The 25,160-nt window shown below is 43.6% G+C and carries 29 protein-coding genes and 1 other annotated feature; of the genes, 15 read left to right on the top strand and 14 right to left on the bottom strand.

Annotated elements, in window-relative coordinates:
- Window positions 1-28 precede the first annotated feature (28 nt).
- The 6 genes from V8G47_RS02785 to V8G47_RS02760 form a co-directional block, all read right to left on the bottom strand.
- Window positions 29-901: an SDR family oxidoreductase gene (locus tag V8G47_RS02785; RefSeq protein WP_336198783.1), complete on the bottom strand. Its 873-nt coding sequence runs from the start codon at window positions 899-901 to the stop codon at window positions 29-31.
- A 272-nt stretch (window positions 902-1,173) separates the two neighbouring features.
- On the bottom strand, window positions 1,174-1,305 hold the full coding sequence (locus V8G47_RS02780; protein ID WP_336198782.1) for a hypothetical protein: 132 nt from the start codon (window positions 1,303-1,305) through the stop codon (window positions 1,174-1,176).
- A 106-nt stretch (window positions 1,306-1,411) separates the two neighbouring features.
- Complete coding sequence (locus V8G47_RS02775; RefSeq protein WP_336198781.1) at window positions 1,412-2,764, bottom strand: CoA-disulfide reductase; 1,353 nt, start codon at window positions 2,762-2,764, stop codon at window positions 1,412-1,414.
- A gap of 68 nt (window positions 2,765-2,832) precedes the next feature.
- Complete coding sequence (locus V8G47_RS02770) at window positions 2,833-3,324, bottom strand: YajQ family cyclic di-GMP-binding protein (RefSeq protein ID WP_336198780.1); 492 nt, start codon at window positions 3,322-3,324, stop codon at window positions 2,833-2,835.
- Between the two features lie 152 nt (window positions 3,325-3,476).
- The gene (locus V8G47_RS02765; protein ID WP_094075248.1) at window positions 3,477-3,608 is read right to left on the bottom strand and encodes a DUF3941 domain-containing protein; all 132 of its coding nucleotides are present in this window, start codon (window positions 3,606-3,608) and stop codon (window positions 3,477-3,479) included.
- A 57-nt stretch (window positions 3,609-3,665) separates the two neighbouring features.
- A complete protein-coding gene (locus V8G47_RS02760; protein WP_336198779.1) occupies window positions 3,666-4,523 on the bottom strand; it encodes a DegV family protein in 858 nt (285 codons plus the stop codon).
- A gap of 166 nt (window positions 4,524-4,689) precedes the next feature.
- On the opposite strand from V8G47_RS02760, the gene V8G47_RS02755 reads away from it, so the two are divergent.
- Complete coding sequence (locus V8G47_RS02755; RefSeq protein WP_079534816.1) at window positions 4,690-5,544, top strand: YitT family protein; 855 nt, start codon at window positions 4,690-4,692, stop codon at window positions 5,542-5,544.
- A gap of 54 nt (window positions 5,545-5,598) precedes the next feature.
- Window positions 5,599-5,976 carry a Gmad2 immunoglobulin-like domain-containing protein gene (locus V8G47_RS02750; RefSeq protein WP_336198778.1) on the top strand — a complete coding sequence of 126 codons (378 nt, stop codon included), beginning with the start codon at window positions 5,599-5,601 and terminating at the stop codon, window positions 5,974-5,976.
- 46 nt (window positions 5,977-6,022) lie between these two features.
- Here V8G47_RS02750 and V8G47_RS02745 read toward each other — a convergent pair whose 3' ends face one another.
- The 3 genes from V8G47_RS02745 to V8G47_RS02735 form a co-directional block, all read right to left on the bottom strand.
- The gene (locus tag V8G47_RS02745) at window positions 6,023-6,214 is read right to left on the bottom strand and encodes a DUF3813 domain-containing protein (RefSeq protein WP_336198777.1); all 192 of its coding nucleotides are present in this window, start codon (window positions 6,212-6,214) and stop codon (window positions 6,023-6,025) included.
- The gene (locus V8G47_RS02740) at window positions 6,214-6,360 is read right to left on the bottom strand and encodes a hypothetical protein (RefSeq protein ID WP_167562130.1); all 147 of its coding nucleotides are present in this window, start codon (window positions 6,358-6,360) and stop codon (window positions 6,214-6,216) included. The genes V8G47_RS02745 and V8G47_RS02740 overlap by 1 nt, the downstream gene beginning before the upstream one ends.
- 108 nt (window positions 6,361-6,468) lie before the next feature.
- Window positions 6,469-7,284 carry a Cof-type HAD-IIB family hydrolase gene (locus tag V8G47_RS02735; protein ID WP_336198775.1) on the bottom strand — a complete coding sequence of 272 codons (816 nt, stop codon included), beginning with the start codon at window positions 7,282-7,284 and terminating at the stop codon, window positions 6,469-6,471.
- A 189-nt stretch (window positions 7,285-7,473) separates the two neighbouring features.
- On the opposite strand from V8G47_RS02735, the gene V8G47_RS02730 reads away from it, so the two are divergent.
- Both V8G47_RS02730 and V8G47_RS02725 read left to right on the top strand, forming a co-directional pair.
- Window positions 7,474-8,247: a prolyl oligopeptidase family serine peptidase gene (locus V8G47_RS02730; protein WP_336198774.1), complete on the top strand. Its 774-nt coding sequence runs from the start codon at window positions 7,474-7,476 to the stop codon at window positions 8,245-8,247.
- Between the two features lie 84 nt (window positions 8,248-8,331).
- Window positions 8,332-8,640 carry a metal-sulfur cluster assembly factor gene (locus V8G47_RS02725; RefSeq protein WP_034763420.1) on the top strand — a complete coding sequence of 103 codons (309 nt, stop codon included), beginning with the start codon at window positions 8,332-8,334 and terminating at the stop codon, window positions 8,638-8,640.
- Between the two features lie 60 nt (window positions 8,641-8,700).
- Here V8G47_RS02725 and V8G47_RS02720 read toward each other — a convergent pair whose 3' ends face one another.
- Window positions 8,701-9,393, bottom strand: a complete 693-nt coding sequence (locus tag V8G47_RS02720; RefSeq protein ID WP_336198773.1) for a Crp/Fnr family transcriptional regulator — start codon at window positions 9,391-9,393, stop codon at window positions 8,701-8,703.
- A 71-nt stretch (window positions 9,394-9,464) separates the two neighbouring features.
- Window positions 9,465-10,274: an undecaprenyl-diphosphate phosphatase gene (locus V8G47_RS02715; RefSeq protein WP_336198772.1), complete on the bottom strand. Its 810-nt coding sequence runs from the start codon at window positions 10,272-10,274 to the stop codon at window positions 9,465-9,467.
- Between the two features lie 194 nt (window positions 10,275-10,468).
- Here V8G47_RS02715 and V8G47_RS02710 point away from each other — a divergent pair, with 194 nt between their 5' ends.
- Both V8G47_RS02710 and clpB read left to right on the top strand, forming a co-directional pair.
- Complete coding sequence (locus V8G47_RS02710; protein ID WP_034763424.1) at window positions 10,469-10,648, top strand: YjzC family protein; 180 nt, start codon at window positions 10,469-10,471, stop codon at window positions 10,646-10,648.
- 122 nt (window positions 10,649-10,770) lie between these two features.
- A complete protein-coding gene (clpB, locus tag V8G47_RS02705) occupies window positions 10,771-13,362 on the top strand; it encodes an ATP-dependent chaperone ClpB (protein ID WP_336198771.1) in 2,592 nt (863 codons plus the stop codon).
- Window positions 13,363-13,395: 33 nt separating this feature from the next.
- Here the strand turns inward: clpB and V8G47_RS02700 are convergent, their stop codons facing one another.
- Window positions 13,396-13,533 (bottom strand): DUF2929 family protein, encoded by a 138-nt coding sequence (locus tag V8G47_RS02700; RefSeq protein WP_397545335.1) that lies wholly within the window; start codon window positions 13,531-13,533, stop codon window positions 13,396-13,398.
- Between the two features lie 293 nt (window positions 13,534-13,826).
- Between V8G47_RS02700 and V8G47_RS02695 the strand changes: the two genes are divergently transcribed.
- The 8 genes from V8G47_RS02695 (at window position 13,827) to V8G47_RS02660 (ending at window position 21,061) form a co-directional block, all read left to right on the top strand.
- Window positions 13,827-14,570 carry a hydrolase gene (locus V8G47_RS02695; protein ID WP_336198770.1) on the top strand — a complete coding sequence of 248 codons (744 nt, stop codon included), beginning with the start codon at window positions 13,827-13,829 and terminating at the stop codon, window positions 14,568-14,570.
- 22 nt (window positions 14,571-14,592) lie between these two features.
- Window positions 14,593-15,312: a hypothetical protein gene (locus tag V8G47_RS02690; RefSeq protein ID WP_336198769.1), complete on the top strand. Its 720-nt coding sequence runs from the start codon at window positions 14,593-14,595 to the stop codon at window positions 15,310-15,312.
- Window positions 15,313-15,413: 101 nt separating this feature from the next.
- Window positions 15,414-16,382, top strand: a complete 969-nt coding sequence (locus V8G47_RS02685; protein WP_336198768.1) for a BMP family ABC transporter substrate-binding protein — start codon at window positions 15,414-15,416, stop codon at window positions 16,380-16,382.
- Window positions 16,379-16,567, top strand: coding sequence for a ComZ family protein (locus V8G47_RS02680; RefSeq protein WP_034763435.1), 189 nt, complete (start codon window positions 16,379-16,381; stop codon window positions 16,565-16,567). The genes V8G47_RS02685 and V8G47_RS02680 overlap by 4 nt, the downstream gene beginning before the upstream one ends.
- 214 nt (window positions 16,568-16,781) lie before the next feature.
- Entirely contained in the window at window positions 16,782-17,714 is a 933-nt protein-coding gene (locus tag V8G47_RS02675; RefSeq protein ID WP_336198767.1) for a beta-ketoacyl-ACP synthase III, read from the top strand.
- Between the two features lie 51 nt (window positions 17,715-17,765).
- Window positions 17,766-19,010, top strand: a complete 1,245-nt coding sequence (gene fabF, locus V8G47_RS02670; protein WP_224520457.1) for a beta-ketoacyl-ACP synthase II — start codon at window positions 17,766-17,768, stop codon at window positions 19,008-19,010.
- A gap of 95 nt (window positions 19,011-19,105) precedes the next feature.
- Window positions 19,106-19,867: a DUF2268 domain-containing protein gene (locus V8G47_RS02665; RefSeq protein ID WP_336198766.1), complete on the top strand. Its 762-nt coding sequence runs from the start codon at window positions 19,106-19,108 to the stop codon at window positions 19,865-19,867.
- A gap of 444 nt (window positions 19,868-20,311) precedes the next feature.
- Entirely contained in the window at window positions 20,312-21,061 is a 750-nt protein-coding gene (locus tag V8G47_RS02660; RefSeq protein WP_336198765.1) for a YjbA family protein, read from the top strand.
- 113 nt (window positions 21,062-21,174) lie between these two features.
- On the opposite strand, the gene trpS is transcribed toward V8G47_RS02660, so the two are convergent.
- Both trpS and V8G47_RS02650 read right to left on the bottom strand, forming a co-directional pair.
- Entirely contained in the window at window positions 21,175-22,173 is a 999-nt protein-coding gene (gene trpS / locus V8G47_RS02655; protein ID WP_336198764.1) for a tryptophan--tRNA ligase, read from the bottom strand.
- A gap of 51 nt (window positions 22,174-22,224) precedes the next feature.
- Window positions 22,225-22,457: a binding site (T-box leader), on the bottom strand.
- A gap of 43 nt (window positions 22,458-22,500) precedes the next feature.
- Window positions 22,501-22,884, bottom strand: coding sequence for a DUF3899 domain-containing protein (locus V8G47_RS02650; protein ID WP_336198763.1), 384 nt, complete (start codon window positions 22,882-22,884; stop codon window positions 22,501-22,503).
- A gap of 510 nt (window positions 22,885-23,394) precedes the next feature.
- On the opposite strand from V8G47_RS02650, the gene V8G47_RS02645 reads away from it, so the two are divergent.
- Entirely contained in the window at window positions 23,395-25,047 is a 1,653-nt protein-coding gene (locus V8G47_RS02645; RefSeq protein WP_336198762.1) for a peptide ABC transporter substrate-binding protein, read from the top strand.
- The last annotated feature ends 113 nt before the right edge of the window (window positions 25,048-25,160 follow it).

The raw sequence follows: 25,160 nt of genomic DNA, 5'->3' as shown, positions 1-25,160 counted from the left end.
AGGGGCATAAACTTCAGTCTCTTTTGTCTTATCCGTTAATGACGGTACCGCCATTAACATGAATCATCTGTCCCGATACGTAGCTTGAATCATCACTGGCGAGATACACATAGGCAGGTGCTAATTCAAACGGTTGTCCAGCACGTCCAAGGGGTGTATTCGCTCCGAATTCCGAAACTTTTTGTGAACTGAAAGTGGATGGTATCAATGGAGTCCAAATCGGTCCTGGAGCGACTCCGTTCACTCTGATGCCGTCTGATGCAATGTTTTCAGCCAGTGAACGGGTGAAGCTGACAATGGCCCCTTTGGTAGAAGAGTAATCGATCAGATCCTTGTTTCCTTTATATGCTGTGATCGAAGCAGTATTGATGATCGAGGCTCCCTTCTTCAGATGGGGGAGAGCAGCCCTCGTTAAATAGAACATGGAGAAGATATTCGTTTTGAATGTACGCTCTAACTGTTCATCGCTAATATCCACAAGCCCTGCCTGAGGATGCTGTTCGGCAGCGTTGTTCACGAGGATATCAAGTTTCCCGAACTCGGATATCGTCTTACTCACGATATCTTTGCAAAAAGTCGAACTTCCGACATCACCTGGTAATAGGATGCATCTGACTCCTTCAGCCTCTACAAGTTCCTTCGTTTTATTCGCATCCTCATGCTCATCCAAATACGAAATCGCTACATGAGCGCCTTCCCTTGCAAAATACCAGGCAACCGACCGGCCGATCCCGCTGTCGCCTCCTGTGATGAGTGCGACCTTTCCATCCAGCTTGCCACTGCCTTTATAGTTTTGATCCGTATGGATGGGCTGGGGGTTCATTTCATCCACCGTACCAGGCTGATGATCCTGGTGCTGAGGGGGAAAAGTTTGTTTCTGGTTTTGTTGTTGTTGAGACAATGAAAACACTCCTTTAAGGGTTTAGGTTATCTTAAGATAGTGTTTACCCGTAAAAAATAATTATTAACGTGTTTTTTGAGGATGGTGAGAAGAGGTTGGATGGAGTTGAAGAGGGGTTTAGCAGATTGTGAGGAGTAACCAGCCGGTTTTGGGGAATAGAATGTGAATGGTGAGGGGGGAATTGGCGATTCCTGGGGGTTCGGTCGAATGTGAGGAAGATTTAGCTTGGCTTATGGGGGATTGGAATAAATTTAAGGGAGATTTGGTCGGTCTTAATTGAAAATCCGGCCGATTTTGACTGGAATCCAGCCGATCCAATGAAAAATCCGGCTGATTTCACAGATAATCCAGCCGGAATGACCTAGAATCCAGCCGTTCTGAAACATAATCCAGCCAATTAACAAATTTATCCACCTCAAGATAAGCGACTCAGTACGATTTACATGATCAATAAGCAAATAAAAACACCCCACAAAAAGCAGGCTCCTCCCACGAGAAGCCTGCCTGTAATCATTTCTTTTTCAATAACCCTGCAGCTTTATATCCAATCATATTCAACAATCCTTTCGGTGAAGAGAAGGGAGGGGCGTAGCAGGTCTCGATTTCCTGTAGATCGGTGACCGAGAGTCCACCGTAGATGGCAGTGGCCAGGATATCGATTTGTTTATCGACACCTTCACCGCCTACCACATTTCCCCCGAAGAGCTTACTGGTCTCAGGACAGAAGTGGACGCGGACATATACGTTATGGGCATCGGGGTAGTAGCCGGCGTGGGACTTTCCTTCGTGCACGACGGTTTGATAAGTATAGCCTTTTTCCTTTAATTCTTTTTCTCCAAGTCCCGTTGAAGCGATGGAAAGATCGAATACTTTGGCAATCGCCGTTCCGAGCATTCCCTTGAAAGGGACAGGGTCCCCGGACACGTGCTTAGCGATGATATAGGCTTGCCGATGAGCCGGCCATGCAAGGGGGACTTGTTTCGGCGTATCGTCAACGAAGTCGATGGACTCGACGATATCCCCGACTGCATAAATGGAATCATCGTCGGTTTGCATGAACTCATTACTGACGACCCCTCCTGATTCCCCGACCGATAAACCGGCATCCTTCGCCAGTTGGGTCCGGGGTTTCACTCCGACTGAGAGAAGGATGAAGTCGGACTGTAACGTTTCACCGCTGTCGAGTTTTAACGTATTCTCCGGCAGTACTTCTTTCAGACCATCATTCGTATACAGCTTTACCCCTTTTTCCGTGATATGATTCTGCAATCCTTTAGCTGTCTCCTCATCAATGTTACTGATGACGTGTTCAGATCTTTCGACGATATTCACCCTCATTCCAAGATGGGTGAAGTTTTCAGCCATTTCGACTCCGATGAATCCACCGCCGATGATGGTGCATGAGTCAGGTTTGGATGTTTCTAAGAACTGCTTGATCCTGTCCATATCTTCGACGGTTCTAAGATGGAAAGCGGGGATTTGGTCGATCCCTGGAATGTCCGGTATAAAGGGGGATGCTCCGGTTGCAAGCACGAGATAGTCATATGTTTCATCGTAATCTTCATTTCGGTCATGATCCCTGATGAGTAAAGATTTCTTCCCGCGATCGATTTTTAACGCTTCATGATGCATTCTGACGTCAATATTCTTTTTTGTATGTAATTGTTCAGGAGTGGCGGCAAAGAGACTCTCCCTGTCTTTGATAATATCTCCCAAGTAATAGGGCATGCCGCAGGCTCCATAGGATAAGTAAGAGGTTTTCTCGAGGAGGATGATCTCGATTTCACTGTCGAGCTTCCTGATTTGAGAGGCTGTCGTCGCTCCTCCTCCGACGGCACCGATGATGATGACTTTTTTCTTCATGTTTTTCCTCCTAAATGAAAGAAGTCTAATGGAATTATTGTACCCATTAGACTTCGTTGGAAACCGTATTAACGGAAGTTTACGTATTGTACATCAATGGAAAGATCAGCTTCACGGATGGCTGAGATGATTTTTTGGAGATCATCTTTGCTTTTTCCGGTAACGCGGACCTGATCATCCTGAACCTGACTCTTTACCTTCACGCCGGAGTTCTTGATGATTGTGTTGATTTTCTTTGCATTGTCTTTGTCGATTCCCTGTACAAGCTTGGCACGCTGACGGACAGTTCCTCCTGATGCACCTTCAAGCTTACTGTAATCAAGGTTCTTAACAGGGACGTTACGCTTGATCAGCTTGCTAAGAAGGACGTCTTTTAACTGATTCATCTTGAATTCATCATCGGAGACGAGGACGATTTCCTCACCGTCCAATTTAATGTCACTCTTGCTCCCTTTGAAGTCATAACGGGTTTGAACCTCTTTCAACGCGATTTGAATCGCATTGCTCACTTCTGACATATCCACTTTGGATACGATGTCAAACGAACTTTCCTTTGCCATATGTAACCCCTCCATACTTTTTTCTCTTTTCATTATAGACAAGCTGTGATGGGACATACAACTTCTTTGGTTGAAATGATGCAGGTTTTTAGAAATAAAAACAAAAGACACCCCTTCATGAAAGAACGGGTGCCTTTTGGCCGGTCCATCCCTTACAGATGATCCGTTTTTTTGGAGTATTGATTTTTACCGGCTTTCCGGTTTATTTCTTTGATTTTATTCTTTTCCTGGCGCAGGGCATTGTTATCTCGCGCCTTTTTTTCGTTATCAGATGTATGTGGCATGATGATTCTCCCTTCCATATTGGATCTCGTTATTAGTATGGGGAAGGGGAGAGAAGTTTATGAGTGCCGGTTTAAGAAAAATATGGCTAAGGTCCCTGTACCTGTATGAGAACCTATGGCGCATCCAATAATACTGATGTAAACGTCCTTCGGTGAAAATTTTTCCTCTATGAGCTGCTTCATTTCAAAAGCGAATTCTTCGTCATCGCCGTGACTGATGGCGATCACCTGGTCAGAAAGGTTCTCACCGCGTTCTTCCATCATATCTAAAATGCGTTTAAGTAGTTTCTTTTTTCCGCGCAATTTTTCAAGCGGGACAAGCTTACCATCTTCCATGTGCAGAAGAGGCTTGATGTTGAGTAATCCACCCAGAAAGGCTGAAGCTTTTGAGACCCGCCCTCCTTTTGCCAGGTATTCAAGGTCTTCTACGGTGAAAAGGTGTTCCATATGTTCGGAGTTAAACCTGGAGGCTTCGATGATTTCTTCTTTTGTTCCGCCGCTGTTCAGGAGTTCGGCTGCTTTCATGACGACCAACCCATATCCGAGTGATGCACATTTCGAATCGATGATGGTCAAATCAAGATCAGGGTGATCTTCTTTAACCTGATCCCGGATCATGACAGCCGTTTGATACGTACCTGATAATTGGGAAGAAAAGGCAATGTAGACGCCGGATTGATTTGATTCTGCAAGCTGTGTGAACTTTTTCAGGAACAGGTCCGGTGAGACTTGGGACGTTTTCGGCATATGTCCGTCCCTGATTTTATTGAATACGGTTTTCGGTTCAATGGTGATCAAGTCCTCGTAGTCCTGACCATCTATATGTACTTTAAGTGGAAGAAGCTCTATGTTGTGTTCGTTGAAATAGGCAGCAGGAAGATCGCTTGCACTATCAGCAAATAATTTTACTGTCATCCTCATCATCCTTTGACTTATCTTTATAGCTTTAGTCTAGCGATTTTCAGTGAAAATAACAATCGATTGAACATGAATTATGATAAAAAGATGAATAGTGGAGGGAGTTTAGGTAAGATGAAATGTGGAACATAGAAAATAACAACAAGATGCAGGAGGTATGTGTATGTCGAGAGATCATGTTCAATTAGAGGCGAAGAAATTTGTCGTGGTCCTGGTGGGATCCCTTTTGGGAGCCATTGCCATGAACTTCTTTCTTATTCCCGCAAATGTGTATGCGAGCGGCTTTACGGGACTTGCCCAACTGCTGTCAAGCTTACTGAAAGAGTTTGCACCATTCAATATTTCAACAGGTATCTTATTATTCATCCTTAATATTCCCGTCACCATTCTGGGTTGGCTTAAGGTCGGCCGTTCTTTTACTGTGTATAGCTTTATTTCGGTGTTTCTGACTTCCTTTTTCCTGGAAGTGCTCCCGGTCATTAAATTATCACCGGATATCCTTCTGAACGCGGTATTCGGCGGGGTCATAGCCGCTGTCGGTGTCGGGATCACATTGAAATGGGGGGCATCCACCGGGGGAATGGACATTATCGCCATGATCCTGTCAAGAATGAAAGATAAGCCGGTCGGATCTTATTTCTTTTTGATGAATGCTGTGATCATCACGTCAGCAGGGTTCCTGTACGGATGGGAAAAAGCCCTGTATACGTTAGTGACATTATATGCTTCCACACGTGTAATCGACGCCATCCATACACGACATGAGAAGCTGACTGCGATGATCGTCACCAAGAAATCGAATGAATTGCGTGAAGCCATCCATTCGAAGCTCGTGAGGGGAATTACGACTTTGCCTGCTAAAGGGGCTTTTTCCGGAGAAGATAAGGAGATGTTGATCATCGTCATTTCCAGGTATGAATTGTACGAGCTTGAACATACGATCAAGGATGTAGACCCAAATGCGTTTACAAATATCGTCCAGACTACAGGGATATTCGGGTTCTTTCGAAAAGATTAGATTCTCACGTTTATCAAATACTATGGGTGAACCTAGATAGAAAGGGGCATCACCTTGAAAGCCATCGTGTATATACTGATCAGCTCAATCCTGTTATTGGGGGTACCCGTCAAATCGGGAGCAGAAAGTGTATTACCCCAGGAAAACCCTTCCTTTAAAGATGTGAAGGTAAGGAAGGTCAAAGGTCGCTTTACGGTCACTGGACAAGCCCGTGTCTCGAGTGGGAGTTTTTACTATTTGGTTGAGGATGGACATCGGGTTCTCCTCCCGGAAACGCTGATAGAAGTGAATAAAGAAGCTCCTGCCTGGACGGGGTTTTCCATCATACTCCCTGAGTTGAAAAGTAGAAATGGAAAGCTGTTCCTGAATTTATATGAGCGGGATGAAGGGGACGGGAAGATCATTCACAGTTATCTTGTCGTTCTTCCATAGAAATAAACAGGGTTGCCCTATTGCGGGCAACCCTGTTTGATCTTGCTTATGAAAGGCGGTTCAACTCGTCCTGAAGAGCATGAAGCTGCTTCTGCTCTTCGACATTCGAGTTAGCGTAAGCAGATGACAAAGCATTCTTCGCTTTATCAATGGACATTTGAGCGTTTTCTCCCGTACTGCATGCCTGTTTAGCTGAAGATACAGCGCTGCGTGCCTGTTGGAATAGTGGATTGCTCATTATTCCAGCCCCCCTGCACCGTCACCATGTGAAGCAAGCTTCTTAGCCTCTGCTTCTGCATACGTCAGATGATACGGGATACGTTCGTCATGTTTTGATACAGCAATTTTACCTTGTTGTACAAATCGTTTCGATTTTCTACCCATCACTTACCACCCCTTGTGCAAGTTGGAACGCTGGATGCGTTCTTTTCTAGTATGGCTCTCGGAGGCGGAACGTACAGTAAGAAGATTTACCCACCGTTACCATCAGATTTATAAGTCGAAGCGTTTTTGCAGATAACGGCCGATGCCATCCTCTTCATTCGAAAGTGTCACTTCATTTGCAATATCCTTCAGTGAATCGATGGCATTACCCATCGCCACACCTGTTCCTGCATAGTCGAGCATTTCCAGGTCGTTGTCCTCATCCCCGAATGCGATGATTCTTTCCTGAGGGATGTTCAAGGAAGAAGCCACACGCTCTATCCCTACCGCTTTATTCAATCCGGATTTAACGATCTCGATGATATGCCAAGGTGCAGCCCAGCGGCGATGGTCGATCAGTTCTGCATGTACATCATCGAGGTGGGCACGTATTTCGGCTACATCCTCTTCCTCAGCGTGAATGAGCATGGATGTAGGGTGATCAGATAATACGTTCCGGATATCACCTGTTGAGATGGATGGGTTACCCATCATGAATACATCGATGATCTTTTCATCATGATAATGAAGATAGACATCATCCATCACTTCAGCGACGATGTTACGGAATGGAAAATCATCACATGCATCGATGATTTGTTTGGCCACCTCGAGATCCATCGGTTCATGATAGACTCCCCATGATGGGTCAGTAGGGTGATGCACAAATGCTCCATTGAAATTGACAATGGGAGTGGTCAACCGTAGTTGTTGATAATACAATTCACTTGCTCGGAACGGCCTGCCTGTTGCAATCATCACTTCATGCCCTTTATGGCGCGCTTTTTTTAATATATCATGTGTTTTGGACGAGATTTTCTTCTCATCGGTTAATAATGTTCCATCGAGATCCAGAACAATCAGATGTTTTTCTTGTGAGTTCATGAATACAAATCCCCAATCTTATTGGTATGAAGGCTATTCTAGTGTAGCGTTACACGAAGAAAGTTGTCCACCACCAGCACATAGATTTTAAGAAATGTTTACATACGCCTTCAATTTAAATATTATACATACTACCAAATCTAGGATATCATAGTAAAGTGAAAAGCAATCAGGAGGGAGAGAACCATCATGATTCTTATTGATAAAACAAACATACAAAGGATCCCATTCCTTCATCTTGTGAGGGAAGAGGACATGAATAAACCGTTACCGACATGCTTCTTTATTCACGGCTTTACGAGTGCGAAAGAGCATAATCTTCACTACGCATACCTTCTTGCTGAGAAGGGGTTCAGAGTGATACTCCCGGATTGTTTAGAGCACGGAGAACGGTCTTCTGGAAAGTCAGAGTATCAATTAGGCGAAGTTTTTTGGAAGATCGTGTTGAATACCATTCATGAATTATCCATATTGAAAGAGCACTTTGAAGAAAAAGGGCTGATCGCACCAAATGGAATAGGTGTTGCAGGAACTTCCATGGGGGGGATCGTTACATTGGGTGCCCTGACTCAATATGAATGGATTTCTTCAGCCGTTTCACTGATGGGGAACCCTACATATGTAAAATTTGCACAGGCCCAGCTCGCTCAAGTGGAAGCGCTGGGATATGATCTGCCATTTAGCGAGGGGGAAATCGAAAGCATGATGAGTGAGCTTGCCCATTATGATCTTAGCCTTCAACCCGAGAAGCTTGGGGGCAGACCCCTCATGTTCTGGCATGGAAAGCGTGACAAAGTCGTTCCCTTCCATTTGACCAGGGAATTCTATGACAGCATATTGCCATATTATGAGGAACGGGAAGACCATCTGCTTTTCATAGAAGATGATAAAGCCGATCATAAAGTAACGAGAGAAGGCGTATTGAGGCTTGTCGAGTGGTTCGAGAAGCATTTATCAGCTTAACCTTTTGTTTTATACGTGGTTATTTGTTAAAATGAGTAATGAAAATGGGTAAGAGACAAGTATTAGCGTGAAGGAGTGATTAGCATGGATCAAGATCTAAAAGATAATATGATGGGTGCTTTAGAGCAGGTTGTCGACCCTGAATTAGGAATAGACATAGTGAATTTAGGTTTAGTGTATGATGTGGATCTCGATGAAGAAGGAAAAGCAACAGTCACCATGACCCTTACTTCAATGGGTTGTCCCCTGGCCGGAACCATTGTGGATCAAGTGAAAACAGCACTGAGTGACATTCCCGAAGTGAAAGAAACAGAGGTAGACATCGTCTGGAATCCACCATGGAGCAAAGACAATATGTCCCGCTATGCGAAGATCGCATTGGGGATCCGATAATACCCGATACAAGAGAAACCCCCTGAAGCAGGCTGGCTTCAGGGGGTTTTTTGGTTTTGATCAATCGATCCGGCAGATGGAGACCGGGCAATTCTCACAGTCAATTTCATTCTTCAAGTATTCCAGATCCAAAATTGTGATGTATCCTTTTTCCGAAATAAGTACGTTGTCTCTCTTCAGTTCGCTCAATAATCTGTTCACGACTTCCCTGGATGATCCGCAAAAATTGGCCAATTCCTGGTTGGTTAAGGGCAGGTCGATCAGGATACCGGTGTTCACTGCTTTTCCGTAGCTATTGGTCATGCGAATCAAGGTAGAATACAGGGCTCCTTTTTTTCCATGAAGGATGAGGTCGCGAAACTTTGTCTGATTCTGCTGATTTTGAAGCTGTATCCATTTCAGCCATTGTATGGTCAAATCACCGTTTTGGGAAAGAGTTTCTTCAAACATTTCTTTCGGTAAAACATAAACCGTCGTGTCCTCAAGTATTTTTGCGCTGAGCATGTAGTAGGCTTCTTTGCTGAATAAAGTCAATTCTCCGATGACATCATCAGTTGAACAGATGCGGAGGGATAATTCCCGTCCATCGGAAATGACTTTACTTATTTGAATCCGACCGTTTTTGATTAAATATAACTCGTGAGCCGCTTTTCCTTCTTGAAACAAAAAACTTCCTTTTTTTAAGGTTCTTACCGACTTTTTCTCGATGAACAATTGTTTTATCTCGGAAGGGACTTCAACATTCTCACTCATGAGATCACACCATTTCCATCAAAATGTCATATTCTAACAAGCTTACCAAAGATACCAGACGGATAGAAGGTTTAGGTGAAAATCAGGACTGCTGCTCCGACTGCGACACAATAAATAGCGAAGTATTTCAAGTTCCCTTTTGCCATAATATTCATGAACCACTTCAATGAGAAGTAAGAAGCAATCAGAGAAGCAATGAAGGCAACTGTATATGGAATCGCCATGGAAGCAAGGTTCGGATCACCCACCAAGTCGCTTATTCCAAATACCATGACGCCCACACTGACGGGGATATAAAGAAGAAACGAGAAGCGCAGGGCTGTTTCTCCCTTCATACCGCTTGCCATGGCTGCGACGATCGTTGCACCTGAACGACTGATTCCAGGGATGAGGGCAACTGCCTGTGCAAGACCGATGATGATCGCGTCTTTTACATTTAAGTCTCCATCATTTTTTCTTCCTCTCAGGTTACGGATCATCCAAAGGGCGATACCTGTAACGATGAGCGTGATACCTACCGTGATGACAGAAGTAAGATGTTCCTCAATGACATCGCCGAATAATATACCGATCACCCCTGCAGGGATCGTGCCGATCAGTAAGTATATAATGAAATGAAAGTCACGTTTGGTTTCGGGTGTTTTCTGTTTGAAATAACCGAGACCATTCACGATCAGTCGCATGATGTCTTCCCGGTAAATAATGAGAACAGCGATTAATGATGCCGTATTGACCAGAATTTCAAAGGTCAGTGTTGTGTCTTTGATTCCAAGGAAATGCTGTGCGAGCAGCAGGTGTCCACTGGATGAGATCGGAATCGGTTCCGTGAACCCTTGAAAAATCCCCAAAAATAAGTATTTCATAATCAAATAAAAATCCATTGTATATCCTCCAAGCATTATTTCTCCACATTTTTTAATTTAACACCATTAAGGGAAAGACTGTAAAGCCTTTTTCCGAATGTTAACCGAACCGTAACGTGATTATCATATTTATCCTTCATCTGGCATGCATGAAAGGTCACGCTTGTAGAAAAATAGGAAAGAAGCATCGCTTCGAAAAAGGAGGGGTAAGAATGGGACAGTCACGACAATTCAGGGCAGGCGAAAAGGCACCGAACAACGGTGAGTATATAGAAATCGGTGAAACCGGGAGCATGGTGAAGAATCCACAAAAACTGCGTTTGAAAGCAGGGGACAGGTTTCCTGAGAACTCCAACCACAACCGCCTATGGTCGTATATGAGAAAACCTTAACCATCCGGAACAAGGGTGCCCCGTTCAAGGCAATCCTTGTTCCTTTTTCTTTTCCTTTTTCTAATGAAAGGGATATAATGTCATTAAAGGTCAATGAAGGTCAAAATGTGAGGTGGCAAACAATGAATCTTGATAACATGACCCACAGCATCCAGGAAGGGTTGGCTTCGGCTGGTCAATTGGCCAAGGAAAAGCTACATACGGATATAAGTGCCCTTCATTTGTGGAAGGCGCTGCTCGGGCCGGAAGAAAGCTTCCTTCGAACCATATATGAACGGGCGGGGATAACCATTCAGTCTTTGACGGAATGGATAGATGAGAAGTTAGATGACATCCCTGCAGTAGAGGGGGAAGGGATCCAATATGGACAGTACCTTTCAAGGGATATCCATCAACTTTTCGCCGATAGTGAGAGTTTGAAACACAAATGGGAAGACGACTACATTTCCATTGAGCATCTTGCTCTTTCCCTGTGGAAGCAGAAACAGCATCCGATTACGCTGTACTTAACGCAGCAAGGAGTAAAGGAAAAGATCGTAAAAGAAATCATTGAAGAGATAAGAGGAGGGAGCAGGGTGACGACACAAAACCCGGAAGTGAAATATGAAGCGCTGAAGAAATACGGAAGGGATCTTGTGGCGGATGTGAGGTCAGGCAGAATCGATCCTGTCATCGGGAGAGATGGTGAAATCCGCCACGTCATTCGCATTCTTTCCCGGAAGACGAAGAATAACCCCGTCTTGATCGGAGAGCCGGGAGTAGGGAAAACCGCCATCGTGGAGGGTCTTGCCCAAAGGATTGTTCGTAAAGATGTTCCTGAAGGCTTGAAGGATAAGACGATTTTCGAGCTGGATATGAGCTCTTTAGTCGCTGGAGCGAAATTCAGGGGTGAGTTTGAAGAGCGGCTGAAGGCCGTACTCCAAGAGGTGAAAAAGAGTGAAGGACGCATACTTCTTTTCATAGATGAACTTCACACGATTGTAGGTGCAGGAAAAACGGAGGGGGCCATGGATGCGGGGAATATCCTGAAGCCCATGCTTGCCAGAGGGGAGCTTCACTGCATCGGGGCAACGACCCTCAATGAATACCGAAAGTATATTGAAAAGGATCCAGCCCTGGAAAGACGCTTTCAACAAGTGCTCGTACAGGAACCGAATGTGGAGGATACGATTTCCATCCTGAGAGGATTGAAGGAACGATTCGAAATCCATCATGGGGTCAATATTCATGACCGGGCCATCGTGGCTGCGTCCAGCCTTTCCGATCGTTATATATCAGACCGGTTCCTCCCTGATAAAGCCATCGACCTGATCGATGAAGCATGTGCGATGATCCGGACGGAAATCGATTCGATGCCGTCGGAGCTCGATGAAGTGACCCGTAAAGTGATGCAGCTTGAAATTGAGGAAGCAGCGTTAAATAAGGAGAAGGATGCTGCAAGCCTGGAACGGCTCGGACGTATACGCGAAGATTTAAGCAATCTGAAGGAAAAAGCGAATACCATGAAATTAAAATGGCTAAAGGAGAAAGAAAGCATCTCCGTCGTACAGGAGAAGCGGGAAGAACTGGAGAAACTCCGGCGCCAGTTGGAAGAAGCCGAAAGTGATTATGATTTGAATAAAGCCGCTGAGCTCAGGCACGGACGGATTCCTGCCATGGAGAAAGAACTTGCCGCGGTAGAGCAGGAAATGATGAAAGAACAGGAGGGGCGCCTGCTTCGTGAAGAAGTGACAGAAGAAGAAGTAGCGAACATTGTGGCGAGATGGACCGGGATCCCGGTCACAAAGCTTGTAGAAGGAGAAAGGGAGAAGTTGTTGAAGCTTGATCACATTCTTCATGAACGGGTGATCGGCCAGGATGAGGCTGTACAACTGGTCAGTGATGCCGTCATCCGTGCAAGGGCAGGGATCAAGGATCCGAACAGGCCGATTGGTTCCTTCATTTTCTTAGGCCCAACAGGAGTCGGGAAGACAGAGCTTGCGAAGACACTCGCCCAAACCTTATTTGACAGTGAAGAACAGATGATCCGAATCGATATGTCTGAATATATGGAGAAGCATGCGGTATCCCGTTTGATCGGTGCACCTCCTGGATATGTTGGGTATGAAGAAGGCGGTCAGCTGACGGAAGCGATCAGGCGTAAACCCTATTCAGTCATCTTACTGGATGAAATTGAAAAGGCCCATCCCGAAGTATTCAATATTCTTCTGCAAATGCTTGACGATGGCCGGATCACCGATTCTCAGGGAAGGACCATTGATTGTAAAAACACGGTGATCATCATGACATCCAATATCGGATCGGCTCATCTCCTTGAACGGAATAAGGGGGAGGAAGAGATTGACCCCGATACGAAAGATCTTGTGATGGGTCAGCTTCGTTCCGCATTCCGCCCCGAATTCCTTAACCGTGTGGATGACATTATTCTGTTTAAACCATTGAGCATTCAAAACATTAAGGAAATCATCGATAAACTCATTGAGGACCTTCAAAAGCGGGTAGAGGAACAGCAAATCATCCTAACTCTCACAGAAGGGGCGAAGGAGTTCATTGCGGAATCCGCCTATGATCCCGTGTATGGAGCACGTCCTTTAAAAAGGTACCTTCAGAGGGAAATCGAGACCAAGCTTGCAAGGGAGATCATTGCCGGAAACATACGACAGGGTCAAACCATCACGATTGATGCAGGTGAAAATGGTTTATCAATTCATTAAATGAAAAAAAGCAGCCGGGTTTGGCTGCTTTTTTTAATGGTTTTCTACAGGCTCGTTTGGAATAACAAGCGTGATAAGGAATACCAATACCGCGAAACAAACGGAAAGGATTAATCCTGTTTGAAAATGAAATTCGTTTCCATTCATAGAACTTACAACGTAAGTCAGCATTTCGGACAATGCAAAAGCCCAGAAGAACATCCAAAAAAATCTCACGCCAAGTCACCTCATTCCTATGTATTGAACACATTCAATCGTATGTTGTCACTCATTTCAATCTTTATTAGTTTACCACAGCTTCAACAATTAATAAATGACTAATCTGTGAAATGTAAACCCTGTCATCTGTTGGAGGAGAGGGACCAAAATTTATAAATAAAAGGTCTTCCTTGGGCTATCTCCCTTACATATGCAGTCTCTTTACATAAACTATAGAGACTTAGTATGTAAAAGGAGAAATTTAAATGTATCAACGATTGTTTCAATTAGAGCAAGAGTGGTGCATGATTCATTACCCTGAACGACCAAATGGATTCGCTGTAATGATTATAGGGGACTCCCATCACTATGTAGACGAAAAGAGCAGTTTCTGGGTGCAGCATGAGGCACGGTATAAGTGGATTCAAGAGCTGACATCCAAGGGGTACATTGTATATTATAGTAATCTTTATGGAGCGAATTGGGGTAGCGATCAAGCCGTGCAGTTGGCCAGGCGACTCTATCAGCATGTGAAGCGGAACGAAATCATCAATGGAAAGATCCACATCTTGGCCGAAGGAATGGGAGCATTAGTATTGAAAAATCTCTATCCGAAATTGGCACATGATATTAGAAGTGCCGTCCTGCTCTCACCCTGTGTATCGATGTATGACCATTTAGAACAAGAAAAGGAACAGAAATTCTTTTATAAAAAAGTGATAAAAGAACTTTCCTTTATGCTAAGGATGAAGGAAGAGGATTGTGAAGACTTCATCTCACAACAAACACAGGACTACAAAATATTCCAGGAGATCCCTATTCCCCTGTATATTGTTCAGTCAATGACTCTAAATCGTTATAAAAATCAATTCACTCTCATAAAAGATATATATACGGAGCGTTTAGCAAAAGGAATTTCAACGGATCTATTCTTTGTTCTTCCTGAGAAGCGGGGGTCTCTTGGAGGTAAGATCGCATCTTACTTTTCCCTGCATGAGAAGGAGTTATAACAAATAAATTGGAGTGATTGACTTGAACCATTCTGCATTTGTTTTTGCTGCACAACAGTTTTTGGGATTTGAACTCTGTCATGCCCTTCTGGAAAAAGGATGGACAGTGACCGCCATCGATGAGTACAAAGAGACGAAGGATAAATGGATGGAAATTGGAAGGAATGCAAACCTGGAGTACGTGCCTTATGGGGATTGGGATAAGAACGTACGCAAAGGGTCCAGTGTATTCCTTCCTTACTATGACCAGATAAGTGGTGATAGAGCCGGTTATTTATCAGAAGTGGATAAAATGCTTTCAAAAGTGGACCAACCCTTCCATGTGATTCGAATCTATTCCAACGGGAAAGGAAATAGAGATCTAGGAGAGGATGGAGCCGCCTTCTATCTTCCAACGTTATATGGTATCCATCAACCGGAAGAATTCCTGTTTGCACAGATTTTGACCGGCAGTGGGGAAGTAACGGATTATGTCGATGATCCCTCAGGGGCGATTTATGTGAAGGACGCAGCCAAAATGATTGTCAACCTCTCTTCAAAAAAAGACACCTTTACTTTGAAACCACTGTCAGACATGAGCTGGAAAGAAGCTCTATCATATATTACAAATGAAACGTTTTCAGCTGGTCATCGTGATGTCGATTCCGTTGGAAAAGAAGTGATAGTCAGACCATCCAAGTCTCACAAGGGCATCATTGATCAACAAGAAAAAGGGATACGCTTGCAAGAAATTGAGGAGTGAGAAAACTTTTCCTTTTCATGTCGATACAGGTGAGGGTAAAATAGGGATGATGTAATGAACCTTTTATAGATGCTGCATGGGCTTTAAAGGAGTTGCTGCACATGAGTAAGAAATGGTACACGGTTTTCCTGATTGTATTCCTGGTTGGACTAAGTGGTTGTTCAACAGGGAATAACGAAGAGATAGAAAAGGTTGGTTTACTTGTTCCGGAAGCAGTGAATGATGGAGTATGGGGAACAAAAGGATACAAAGGATTACTAAAAATACAATCCGATTATAATGCAGACGTCTTCTATAAAGAGGGAATGAAGGATGATACATCAATCAAGCAGGCAGTAGAGGAATTTGATGATAAGGATGTCACCTTAGTATTTGGACACGGAAGTGAGTATGCGGATGTCTTTAATGACTTGTCAGGGGAGCATCCCAATATGCATTTTGTCAGCTTTAACGGACATGCCACTGAGAAAAACACGACAAGCCTACAGTTCAAGGGATATGCAATGGGCTTTTTCGGAGGAATGACAGCAGCCCTTCACTCTAAAACGAAGAAGATCGGTGTGATTGCGGCCTTTGAGTGGCAGCCTGAAGTTCAAGGGTTTATAGACGGAGCGAAGTATCAAAACAGCGAGACAGAGGTTAACGTAGAGTACACCAATCATTGGGACGATCAAGGGAGGGCCCTTCAAGAGTTGGACACTTTACTTAACGAGGATATCGATGTTGTGTATCCTGCAGGTGACGGCTATAATGTAGCTGTAATCGAAAAGCTTAAGGAAAAAGGACTTTATGCCATAGGGTACGTATCCGATCAATCCGATCTAGGGGAATCAACTGTCCTGACAAGCACTGTCCAGCAGGCGGATAAAGTGTATGGAGTGGTAGCCGAGAGGTTCGCGCATGATGAGCTGGAGTCAGGCAACCTGGAATTTGATTTTGAAGACGGTGTGATCTCCATGGGGAAATTCAGTCCTCTCATTCCGAAAGATTTTCAATCTGAAATGAAGCAACATATCAAGGACTATATTGATACCGGCAAATTGCCGAATGGAAAGGAATCGAAGCAATGAATCAAGACAAAACAATGGAGTTTATGCAGATTGCCATGAAGTATTTCCCTCAAGCGAAGGAACAACTCGATCAAGCGGGAGTCGAGTTCTCTCCTGAAATGCTGCAGCCATTTATGACGCTGTTCACCCAGGTCATGAGTGAAGCCTATGAATTAGGCAAACAGGATGCCTTACATAAAGAGTAAGCGAATAGAAAGACGGGTCACCTGAATTTTAGGTGGCCCGTTTTTTTGTGTTGTGAGGTTGCACGAGTGTGGTCAGATTGTGTAGAAGAGGGAAGAAAGAAAAAATAATTGCAGAAAGTAGAAATCTTCGATAAAATTAGTACCAAGTCATAATAATTGATAATAACCATTTAGCATATGAAAAAAATTATAAACGAAAGTAGGGAACGCCAGTATGAATACAGGTATTATTGGAATTGGACGTTATCTTCCTGAAAAGATCTTAACAAACGCGGACCTTGAGAAAATGGTGGATACTTCGGATGAATGGATTCGTACGAGAACAGGCATTGAAGAGAGAAGAATAGCAAATAATGAAACAAATACCTCTGATATGGCTTTCGAAGCCGCAAAGAAGGCAATCGCAGACGCGGAGATCAATCCAGAGGACATCGACCTGATCATGGTTGCAACCGTCACCCCGGATCATCCATTCCCATCTGTTGCCTGCCTCCTTCAAGAACGCTTGGGAGCCAAGAAGGCTGCTGCAATGGATATCAGTGCCGCTTGTGCCGGGTTTATGTATGGTATGATTACGGCAAAGCAATTCATCGATAATGGCGCGTACAAGAATGTCCTCGTGGTCGGTGTGGAGAAACTATCCAAAATCACTGACTGGGAGGATCGTAACACAGCCGTCCTATTTGGGGATGCTGCGGGTGCCGCTATCCTTGGCCCCGTTCCAGACGGCAAGGGGATTCTTGCCTTTGAATTAGGATCGGACGGATCAGGAGCGAAGCATTTGTATCAGGATGAAAAATTGATCATGAACGGTCGGGAAGTATTTAAGTTCGCTGTTCGTCAAATGGGTGAATCCAGTATTAATGTGATTGAAAAGGCAGGTTTAAGTAAAGAAGACGTAGACTTCCTGATTCCTCACCAGGCCAACATCCGTATCATGGAAGCAGCCAGGCAACGACTGGAACTGCCGGTGGAAAAAATGTCTAAGACCGTAAATAAATATGGAAATACATCAGCGGCTTCTATCCCGGTTTCTTTAGTGGAAGATCTTGAAGCGGGAAGAGTGAAAGAGAATGATGTAGTCGTCATGGTAGGATTCGGTGGCGGTTTAACTTGGGGCGCGATCATTATGCGCTGGGGTAAATAATAGAGTAGCGGAAGCTTATCGACAACTTGCAGATAAAGGAGATGGATTAGAATGAATAAGAAGCGTGTAGTGGTTACAGGATTGGGGAGCGTCACGCCTTTGGGTAATGATGTTGAATCGACCTGGTCGAATATTTTGGCCGGAAAGACGGGGGTAGGGCCTTTGACGCGTTTAAATGCCGATGAGTACCCAGCCAAAGTAGCGGCAGAACTTAAAGACTTCAATATTGAAGAGTTCGGGGTGGAAAGAAAAGAAGCAAGGAAAATGGACCGATTCACTCACTATGCGATTGCGGCATCGTTAATGGCTGTAAAAGATTCAAAGCTTGATATCACAGACGAAAATGCACATCGCGTTGGCGTTTGGATCGGTTCAGGTATCGGGGGGATGGAAACATTCGAGCAGCAATACGAAACCTTCCAAAAACGTGGATACCGCCGGGTGAGTCCTTTCTTCGTGCCGATGATCATACCAGATATGGCAGCGGGACAAGTATCCATTATGCTCGGAGCCAAAGGGTTCAACTCTTGTACCGTAACGGCCTGTGCAACAGGTACAAACTCAATCGGTGATGCCTTCAAGGTCATTCAGCGTGGGGATGCGGACGTGATGGTTTCCGGTGGAGCAGAGGCACCCATCACGAAAATGTCCGTTGCCGGATTCTGTGCAAACACAGCACTATCCACGAATCCAGATCCTGAGAAAGCATCAAGACCGTTTGATTCCAATCGTGATGGCTTCGTAATGGGAGAAGGAGCGGGAATCGTCGTTCTGGAAGAACTTGAGCATGCTTTAAAACGTGGAGCGACGATTTATGCAGAAATCGTAGGGTATGGATGTACCGGAGATGCCTATCACATCACTGCCCCGGCCCCGGCTGGAGAAGGCGGCGCAAGAGCGATGAAAATGGCACTTGAAGATGGCGGAATCCTTCCGGAAGAGATGGACTACATCAATGCCCACGGAACAAGCACTCCATATAATGATAAATACGAAACGATGGCTGTGAAGGAAGTATTCGGGGACCATGCTTATAAACTGGCCATGAGCTCGACGAAATCAATGACGGGTCACCTTCTTGGTGCGGCAGGCGGCGTTGAGGCGATTTTCACCGTATTGGCGATGAAAGACAGTGTGCTTCCTCCTACGATCAATATTGAAACGCCGGATCCTGATTGTGATCTCGACTATGTAGCAAACGAAGCAAGGAAACAAGAAGTGAATGTAGCGATGAGTAATTCATTGGGATTCGGTGGTCATAATGCCACCATCGTATTTAAAAAATATCAAAATTAACAATTAAGGGCCTGTTACGTGTAGCAGGCTCTTTTTGTTGTGAATCTTCCCTCTTTCACATATACATGTTAAAAAACATGGAAAGAGGGATGAAGGTGGCAGTTGTACCTACAGATGATTGGTTGGCAGAGTGGATCGATAATCCCTTGGATCTACTCAAGAAAACGAAAAATGGCAAAGACGATCAGCAATCGTTTTATCAATACCTCACGAAGCACGGAATGTATCGTTCTGCGCGTCTCGCCGGAGATATTTACGAAAAAATGAAAGAAAAGAAACTTTGGGAACGATTTGCTCTCTTTGAAAAAAAATATAAGCGGAAGTGGAATGGACCGAGCGTCCCGATCTATCTATTCCCCGTCCAGGAAAAAAGGGGGATGTTTCAGTCATCCATGAAAAAATCAGGGGTATGCTTTAAAGATGAAATCTTCTTCTTCGTTACTGACCAGGAAGATCCAAAAGAGTATGAAGCATTATTTGTCCATGAATATCATCACTGTGTCAGAATGAAGCGGTTAAGCAAAAAGGAGGACCACTACACGCTCCTTGACTCCATCATCTTTGAAGGACTGGCAGAAAATGCTGTCAAAGAATACTGTGGAGAGAAATATGTGGCTCCCTGGACAAAAGCGTATGACGAACAAGAGTTGTCCCGCTACTATGAAAAATGGATAGAGCCCAATTTAGAAGTGAGGCGGAATAGTCCTCTTCATGATCAGCTGCTTCTTGGACAGAAATCCTTTCCGAAAATGCTCGGCTATTCCTCGGGCTACCGATTGGTGCAACAGTTTTTAAAGAAGCAGGATTCGTCAACCCTATCCCTCATAGGGGAACCGTCATCAATATTTTTGCCATAGAAATCCCGTGAATGGCTGAATCCATAGGGTTTTCCTGAAATAGGATGTCCTGTGCCGTCATATCTTCCTGTTCCTTTCATAAAATATACTAAGCATGGACGGGCTCCAATATCTAAATGCAAGGATAGAGGCGGAAGGTATGGTGGTACAATTGTTTGGGCTCTTTATAGGATTTGGACTGGCTGTTTCAGGAGGAGTAAGTTTAATCATGTATTTAAATCTGCTTACGACCGGAATGACATTTACAGACTATATAGTCTTCGTCTCAACACGTGTCGAATGTTATTTATTCCTTTTGGGAATCCTCATCATCACCCTCTCAATCTATATACCCCGCAGAAAAATATAATGTCTATCATAAAACCCCTTATGATAGGAATAAATTTACACGGATTAGCCTATACTGATTGACAAATAAGATTGAAGCAAAGCGAGGGGTCAATCATGTTATATCTTCATGATGTATGGGTAAATTGGTTCGAAGGCGAAGAAAATGGCTACAATGTCTGTCATTTTCATGAGTGGAGAAAAGAGGACGTTATTGAATTACTGGATCAGGTTCCTCTGATTAAAGTAGACACAGCACTGTTTCATTACATCGAGAATGATCTATCAGAGTTACCTCAACAACTGCTCCATCATGTCTATCAAAAAGCATATCTGCGAAAAAACCACGAACGGATCCAGTTGGATTATTGTTTCATTGTGACGGATGGCACTGGGATACTGGCAGTGGATACAATCGGATACACCGTTCCAATCAGAAAAAGCAGGCTCATACCAAGACAGGAACAACTGGTGTATGAAATGGTCGAAAGTCATGAAACGGTACAGTATTCCATCGAGCCGGATAGTAAAAGGGAGGATGCGTATCACATTCTTTCCCCGAATCCTTATATGATGAGCGGGCTGACGAGGAAGGAAAGACAATTGAAGCAGCTGTTATTCATGGCCCTTGATCAACTTCACAGTTCAAACAACACGGCGGAGATCCGCTATTGGTACACCGAATGGGCACCGGAGCGCTACCGCACCATACAGGAAATGGACTTCGAAGACATATGGCAGATGCTATATGAAGAAACCCAGTACGGCTGGTCGGACAAGCACCTCACCCTCTGTGAGAATTTGATAAAGGGACAACCATTTTTCGAAAAACTATGGGAAGTGGAGAACCGTCCTAAGGTAAATTGATCATTCGCAGTAAACCTTGAGTCCGGAGTGGGCTTGAGGTTTTTTTGTATGCAGGTGGGAATAAATCAAAAGAAAAGACCAGAAACCGCGCAAGCAGTATCTGGTCTTCCTTATTATTTCCTCTTTCTCTCTTTTCGTCCCAAGCCCATGGCCTTTTCCATCTTCTTCAGCATTTTGTTTGCTGCGAAGTTTGCCTTTTCTGCACCGCGATCAAGAATTTCATCCAATTCCTCTGAGTCGATCAACTCATAGTAGCGGTCCTGTACCGGCTTGATGGCGCCTATGACCATCTGTGCCAGGTCGCTTTTAAAGTCCCCGTATCCTTTTCCTTCATATTTCTGTTGTATTTCTTCTATAGAAGTACCTTCAAGGATCGAATAGATCGAAAGGAGGTTAGACACCCCGGGCTTGTTTTCTTTATCGTATTTCACGATGCCATCTGAATCGGTCACGGCACTTTTGATTTTCTTCTCGATCTGTTTTGGATCGTCAAGGAGTGTAATGAACGCTTTCTGATTCGAATCGGATTTACTCATCTTCTTCAACGGGTCCTGAAGGGACATTACACGGGCACCGACTTTGGGGATTCTTACTTCAGGCACAGTAAAGATATCATTGTATTTATTGTTGAACCGTTCTGCCAGGTTCCTGGTCAGTTCCAGATGCTGCTTCTGATCCTCCCCGACTGGAACAAGATCTGTTCCATATAACAGGATGTCAGCCGCCATAAGCGGTGGATACGTTAATAATCCCGCTGAAACGGCTTCTTTGCCATGAGATTTATCTTTGAATTGGGTCATTCTTTCAAGCTCGCCGATGTAGGTGACACACTGCAAGATCCAGCCAGCCTGTGCGTGTGCAGGAACTTCCGATTGAATGAATAATGTGGATTTCTCCGGATCGATGCCACAGGCGATATACAGGGCTGCAAGACTGCGGATGTTTTTACGCAACTCCATTTTATCCTGAGCCACCGTGATCGCGTGCTGGTCAACCACACAGAAATAACAATTATACTCTTCCTGGAGCTCGGTGAATTGCTTCATTGCGCCGATGTAATTACCGAGGGTGATCGTCCCACTCGGCTGTATGCCACTAAATATTGTCTTCATTTCATTTCCTCCTAATTTTATACAAAATAAAAACCCACCCGTCCTATAAAAAATAGGGACGAATGGGATGATTTCCGCGGTGCCACCCTAAGTGCCCGTTAGAGCCAGCTTAGTCCATGACGTGCATGGAACCTCTTTAACGTAAGGTCATCCCGTTACGTGCTACTCCATTTCACACATAAAGCTCCGAAGTCCATTCCTTTTCAAATGAATACTTGTTCGCACCAACCACAAGCTCTCTTTTAATCACCCTGAAAAGTACTCCTCTTCATCCATGCTTATACTTTCATTCATATGTAGATATTATATGAGAAAAAAAAGGTGAATTCAAGTGTACAGAAGGTAGGTCATGATAATCGAAAGGACGAGTGTCAGTCCTCCGGTCAGTAAAAAGGATTTCGTAATGGAGTAGGAACGTTGTGCTCCATATTCTTCGTGTGCTTCTTTCATCTCATCCAGGTCATCGAACTGGGAAATATACTTTCCCTGTTTCGTGCTGTTGCGAAACCTTTTAAGTGCATACACGATCCCGTTGAAAAATCCTTTTTCAAAAATATAAAGGAGGGCACCGATACTGATATAGGCAATCCCTATTACAAACAAACTGTCTATTATAGAAAGAAGCAGATCTTTTTCCTGCAGTGAAGCGACTACCACGGCAATGATAAATATAAGAAAGGTAAGTACGTTGAACAATTTCATTCGTTTCATAATGCTCCTTAAGATGTTTTTAACCAAAGTATACATGAAGGAAGAAGAATAATTCAATCCTCATTCATATATATACAATTCTTTCAAAAGTGTATAAGGAAAGACGACAGACATCCATGCAGGGCGTACATACGAACGGTATCTGATTTCTAATTATTATAGAAATATAAATAAGTATTAATTCTATTATTTATATTTAGTCTGATGTTTTAATATTTATAATAGAAGGGGAGCGTCAGATGATGGGGAATCATCGATATTGTAAAGTAGTTTCATCCAGAAGAAATTTACGTTTGTAACATTTGTAATGGGACAAACTCTCTAAAATGTTTAGAAAAAACGTTGATATACCGGGGTTTTAACAACAATATACCTACTAATCTGATAATTTACCAAAAAAACTGTTAAATTCATATTGCAATAATTTCTCTATCATGTATAATAAGTAACAAATCTTCTGAAAATTAGAAGATAAATAAATATGAGATTTACGAGGAGGTCAATTTCAAGATGAAGAAAAAGTTTTCATTCTTGCTGGTTCTTCTTCTGGCTCTAAGTACTTTCTTGGCTGCATGTGGCGGCGACAAGAAGACTGAAGGCAATGAAGAAGGATCAGGTGCAGGCGGTTCTGACGAAAAGAAAGAACAGGTACTTAATCTTATCGAGAGTTCTGAGATCCCATCAATGGACTCTACACTGGCTACGGATTCTGTTTCATTCAACGTAATGAACAACGTATTTGAAGGTCTTTACCGTTTAGGTGAAAATGACGAGCCTGTACTTGGTATGGCTGCAGAAGAGCCAAAAGTAAGTGAAGATGGCAAAACTTACACGTTCAAGATCCGTGATGCGAAATGGTCCAACGGAGATCCCGTTACGGCTAATGACTTCGTTTACGCTTGGCAAAAAGCTTTAAACCCTGATACTGGTGCAGAATATGCGTACATCATGTACGATATCAAAAACGCTGCTAAAGTAAATGCTGGTGAAGTTCCAGTTGAAGAATTAGGTGTTAAAGCGACTGATGACCAAACTTTAGAAGTACAGCTTGAAACTCCAGTACCATATTTCAAAGCTCTACTTTCTTTCGCAACATTCTATCCTCAAAACCAAAAATTCGTGGAAGAGCAAGCTGACAAGTTCGGTCTTGAAGCTGACACGGTTGTGTATAACGGTCCATTCACACTTTCTGAGTGGAAGCATGAGCAAAGCTTCAAACTTTCTAAAAATGACGGTTACTGGGATGCAGAAAACGTGAAGTTGAAAGAAGTTAACTTCAACATCGTTAAAGATACTGCTACTGGTGTTAACCTTTATGAAACAAACAAAGCGGATATCGCTGGTCTTTCAGCTGAATTCGTTGATAAGTACAAATCAGATGAAAACTTCAAAACAAGAGCTGAAACGTCTGTATTCTTCCTTCGTTTGAACCAAGGTAATGAAGTGTTGAAAAACGTTAACGCTCGTAAAGCAATCGATTCAGCCTATGACAAGCAAGGTATGGTTGACGTACTTCTTAATAACGGTTCGATCCCTGCGTACTACTTAGTACCAAAAGATTTCGTAACTGGTCCTGACGGAACTGAATACCGTGAAGCGGTAGGCGATTTCGGTGGATTCGACGCTAAGAAGGCTGCAGATTACTGGGCTAAGGCTAAAGAAGAGTTAGGTAAAGATTCTATTGAATTAGAACTATTAAACTATGACTCTGACAGCTCTAAGAAAATCGGTGAATTCTTAAAAGAACAACTTGAACAAAACCTTGAAGGATTAACTGTTAAAATCAAAGCTCAACCATTCAAGCAAAAGCTTGAATTAGAATCAAAAGGTCAATATGACTTCTCATTCGCTGGTTGGGGTCCTGACTATCCAGATCCGATGACTTTCGTTGACATGTTCGTGACTGACGGTGCTCATAACCAAATGGGTTACTCAAATCCTGAATATGACAAGAAAATCGAGCAAGCTAAAGGTGAACTTCTTGACGATTTAGATGCACGTTGGCAAGCAATGGTTGACGCAGAAAAGATCCTGTTTGACGATCAAGCGATCAGCCCAATGTACCAAGCTGGTGTTTCTTATCTAGAGCGTCCATATGTTAAGAATGTACTACGCCATTCATTTGGTGCAGATAATTCATACAAATGGGCTTCAATTGAGTAAGTATTAACTCAGTAGACACACCTTTAAAGGGAGAGCGTATGCATGAGCATATGCTCTCCTTTTCCAGTGAATGTCGATAATTATCAAAAAAGTAAAAATACATTGAAAATTTG

Origin of the sequence: Rossellomorea sp. LJF3 (genome assembly GCF_037046045.1) — a bacterium.
Taxonomy (GTDB): domain Bacteria; phylum Bacillota; class Bacilli; order Bacillales; family Bacillaceae_B; genus Rossellomorea.
This window is presented reverse-complemented; position numbering and strand designations above follow the sequence as displayed.

Bases quoted from the DNA above. Each gene is read 5' to 3' on its own strand.
- V8G47_RS02775 (WP_336198781.1), bottom strand. From the start codon at position 2,764: ATGAAGAAAAAAGTCATCATCATCGGTGCCGTCGGAGGAGGAGCGACG.
- V8G47_RS02770 (WP_336198780.1), bottom strand. From the start codon at position 3,324: ATGGCAAAGGAAAGTTCGTTTGACATCGTATCCAAAGTGGATATGTCA.
- V8G47_RS02765 (WP_094075248.1), bottom strand. From the start codon at position 3,608: ATGCCACATACATCTGATAACGAAAAAAAGGCGCGAGATAACAATGCC.
- V8G47_RS02760 (WP_336198779.1), bottom strand. From the start codon at position 4,523: ATGACAGTAAAATTATTTGCTGATAGTGCAAGCGATCTTCCTGCTGCC.
- V8G47_RS02755 (WP_079534816.1), top strand. From the start codon at position 4,690: ATGTCGAGAGATCATGTTCAATTAGAGGCGAAGAAATTTGTCGTGGTC.
- V8G47_RS02745 (WP_336198777.1), bottom strand. From the start codon at position 6,214: ATGAGCAATCCACTATTCCAACAGGCACGCAGCGCTGTATCTTCAGCT.
- V8G47_RS02740 (WP_167562130.1), bottom strand. From the start codon at position 6,360: ATGGGTAGAAAATCGAAACGATTTGTACAACAAGGTAAAATTGCTGTA.
- V8G47_RS02735 (WP_336198775.1), bottom strand. From the start codon at position 7,284: ATGAACTCACAAGAAAAACATCTGATTGTTCTGGATCTCGATGGAACA.
- V8G47_RS02730 (WP_336198774.1), top strand. From the start codon at position 7,474: ATGATTCTTATTGATAAAACAAACATACAAAGGATCCCATTCCTTCAT.
- V8G47_RS02725 (WP_034763420.1), top strand. From the start codon at position 8,332: ATGGATCAAGATCTAAAAGATAATATGATGGGTGCTTTAGAGCAGGTT.
- V8G47_RS02720 (WP_336198773.1), bottom strand. From the start codon at position 9,393: ATGAGTGAGAATGTTGAAGTCCCTTCCGAGATAAAACAATTGTTCATC.
- V8G47_RS02715 (WP_336198772.1), bottom strand. From the start codon at position 10,274: ATGGATTTTTATTTGATTATGAAATACTTATTTTTGGGGATTTTTCAA.
- V8G47_RS02710 (WP_034763424.1), top strand. From the start codon at position 10,469: ATGGGACAGTCACGACAATTCAGGGCAGGCGAAAAGGCACCGAACAAC.
- clpB (WP_336198771.1), top strand. From the start codon at position 10,771: ATGAATCTTGATAACATGACCCACAGCATCCAGGAAGGGTTGGCTTCG.
- V8G47_RS02700 (WP_397545335.1), bottom strand. From the start codon at position 13,533: ATGCTGACTTACGTTGTAAGTTCTATGAATGGAAACGAATTTCATTTT.
- V8G47_RS02695 (WP_336198770.1), top strand. From the start codon at position 13,827: ATGTATCAACGATTGTTTCAATTAGAGCAAGAGTGGTGCATGATTCAT.
- V8G47_RS02685 (WP_336198768.1), top strand. From the start codon at position 15,414: ATGAGTAAGAAATGGTACACGGTTTTCCTGATTGTATTCCTGGTTGGA.
- V8G47_RS02680 (WP_034763435.1), top strand. From the start codon at position 16,379: ATGAATCAAGACAAAACAATGGAGTTTATGCAGATTGCCATGAAGTAT.
- V8G47_RS02675 (WP_336198767.1), top strand. From the start codon at position 16,782: ATGAATACAGGTATTATTGGAATTGGACGTTATCTTCCTGAAAAGATC.
- fabF (WP_224520457.1), top strand. From the start codon at position 17,766: ATGAATAAGAAGCGTGTAGTGGTTACAGGATTGGGGAGCGTCACGCCT.
- V8G47_RS02660 (WP_336198765.1), top strand. From the start codon at position 20,312: ATGTTATATCTTCATGATGTATGGGTAAATTGGTTCGAAGGCGAAGAA.
- trpS (WP_336198764.1), bottom strand. From the start codon at position 22,173: ATGAAGACAATATTTAGTGGCATACAGCCGAGTGGGACGATCACCCTC.
- V8G47_RS02650 (WP_336198763.1), bottom strand. From the start codon at position 22,884: ATGAAACGAATGAAATTGTTCAACGTACTTACCTTTCTTATATTTATC.
- V8G47_RS02645 (WP_336198762.1), top strand. From the start codon at position 23,395: ATGAAGAAAAAGTTTTCATTCTTGCTGGTTCTTCTTCTGGCTCTAAGT.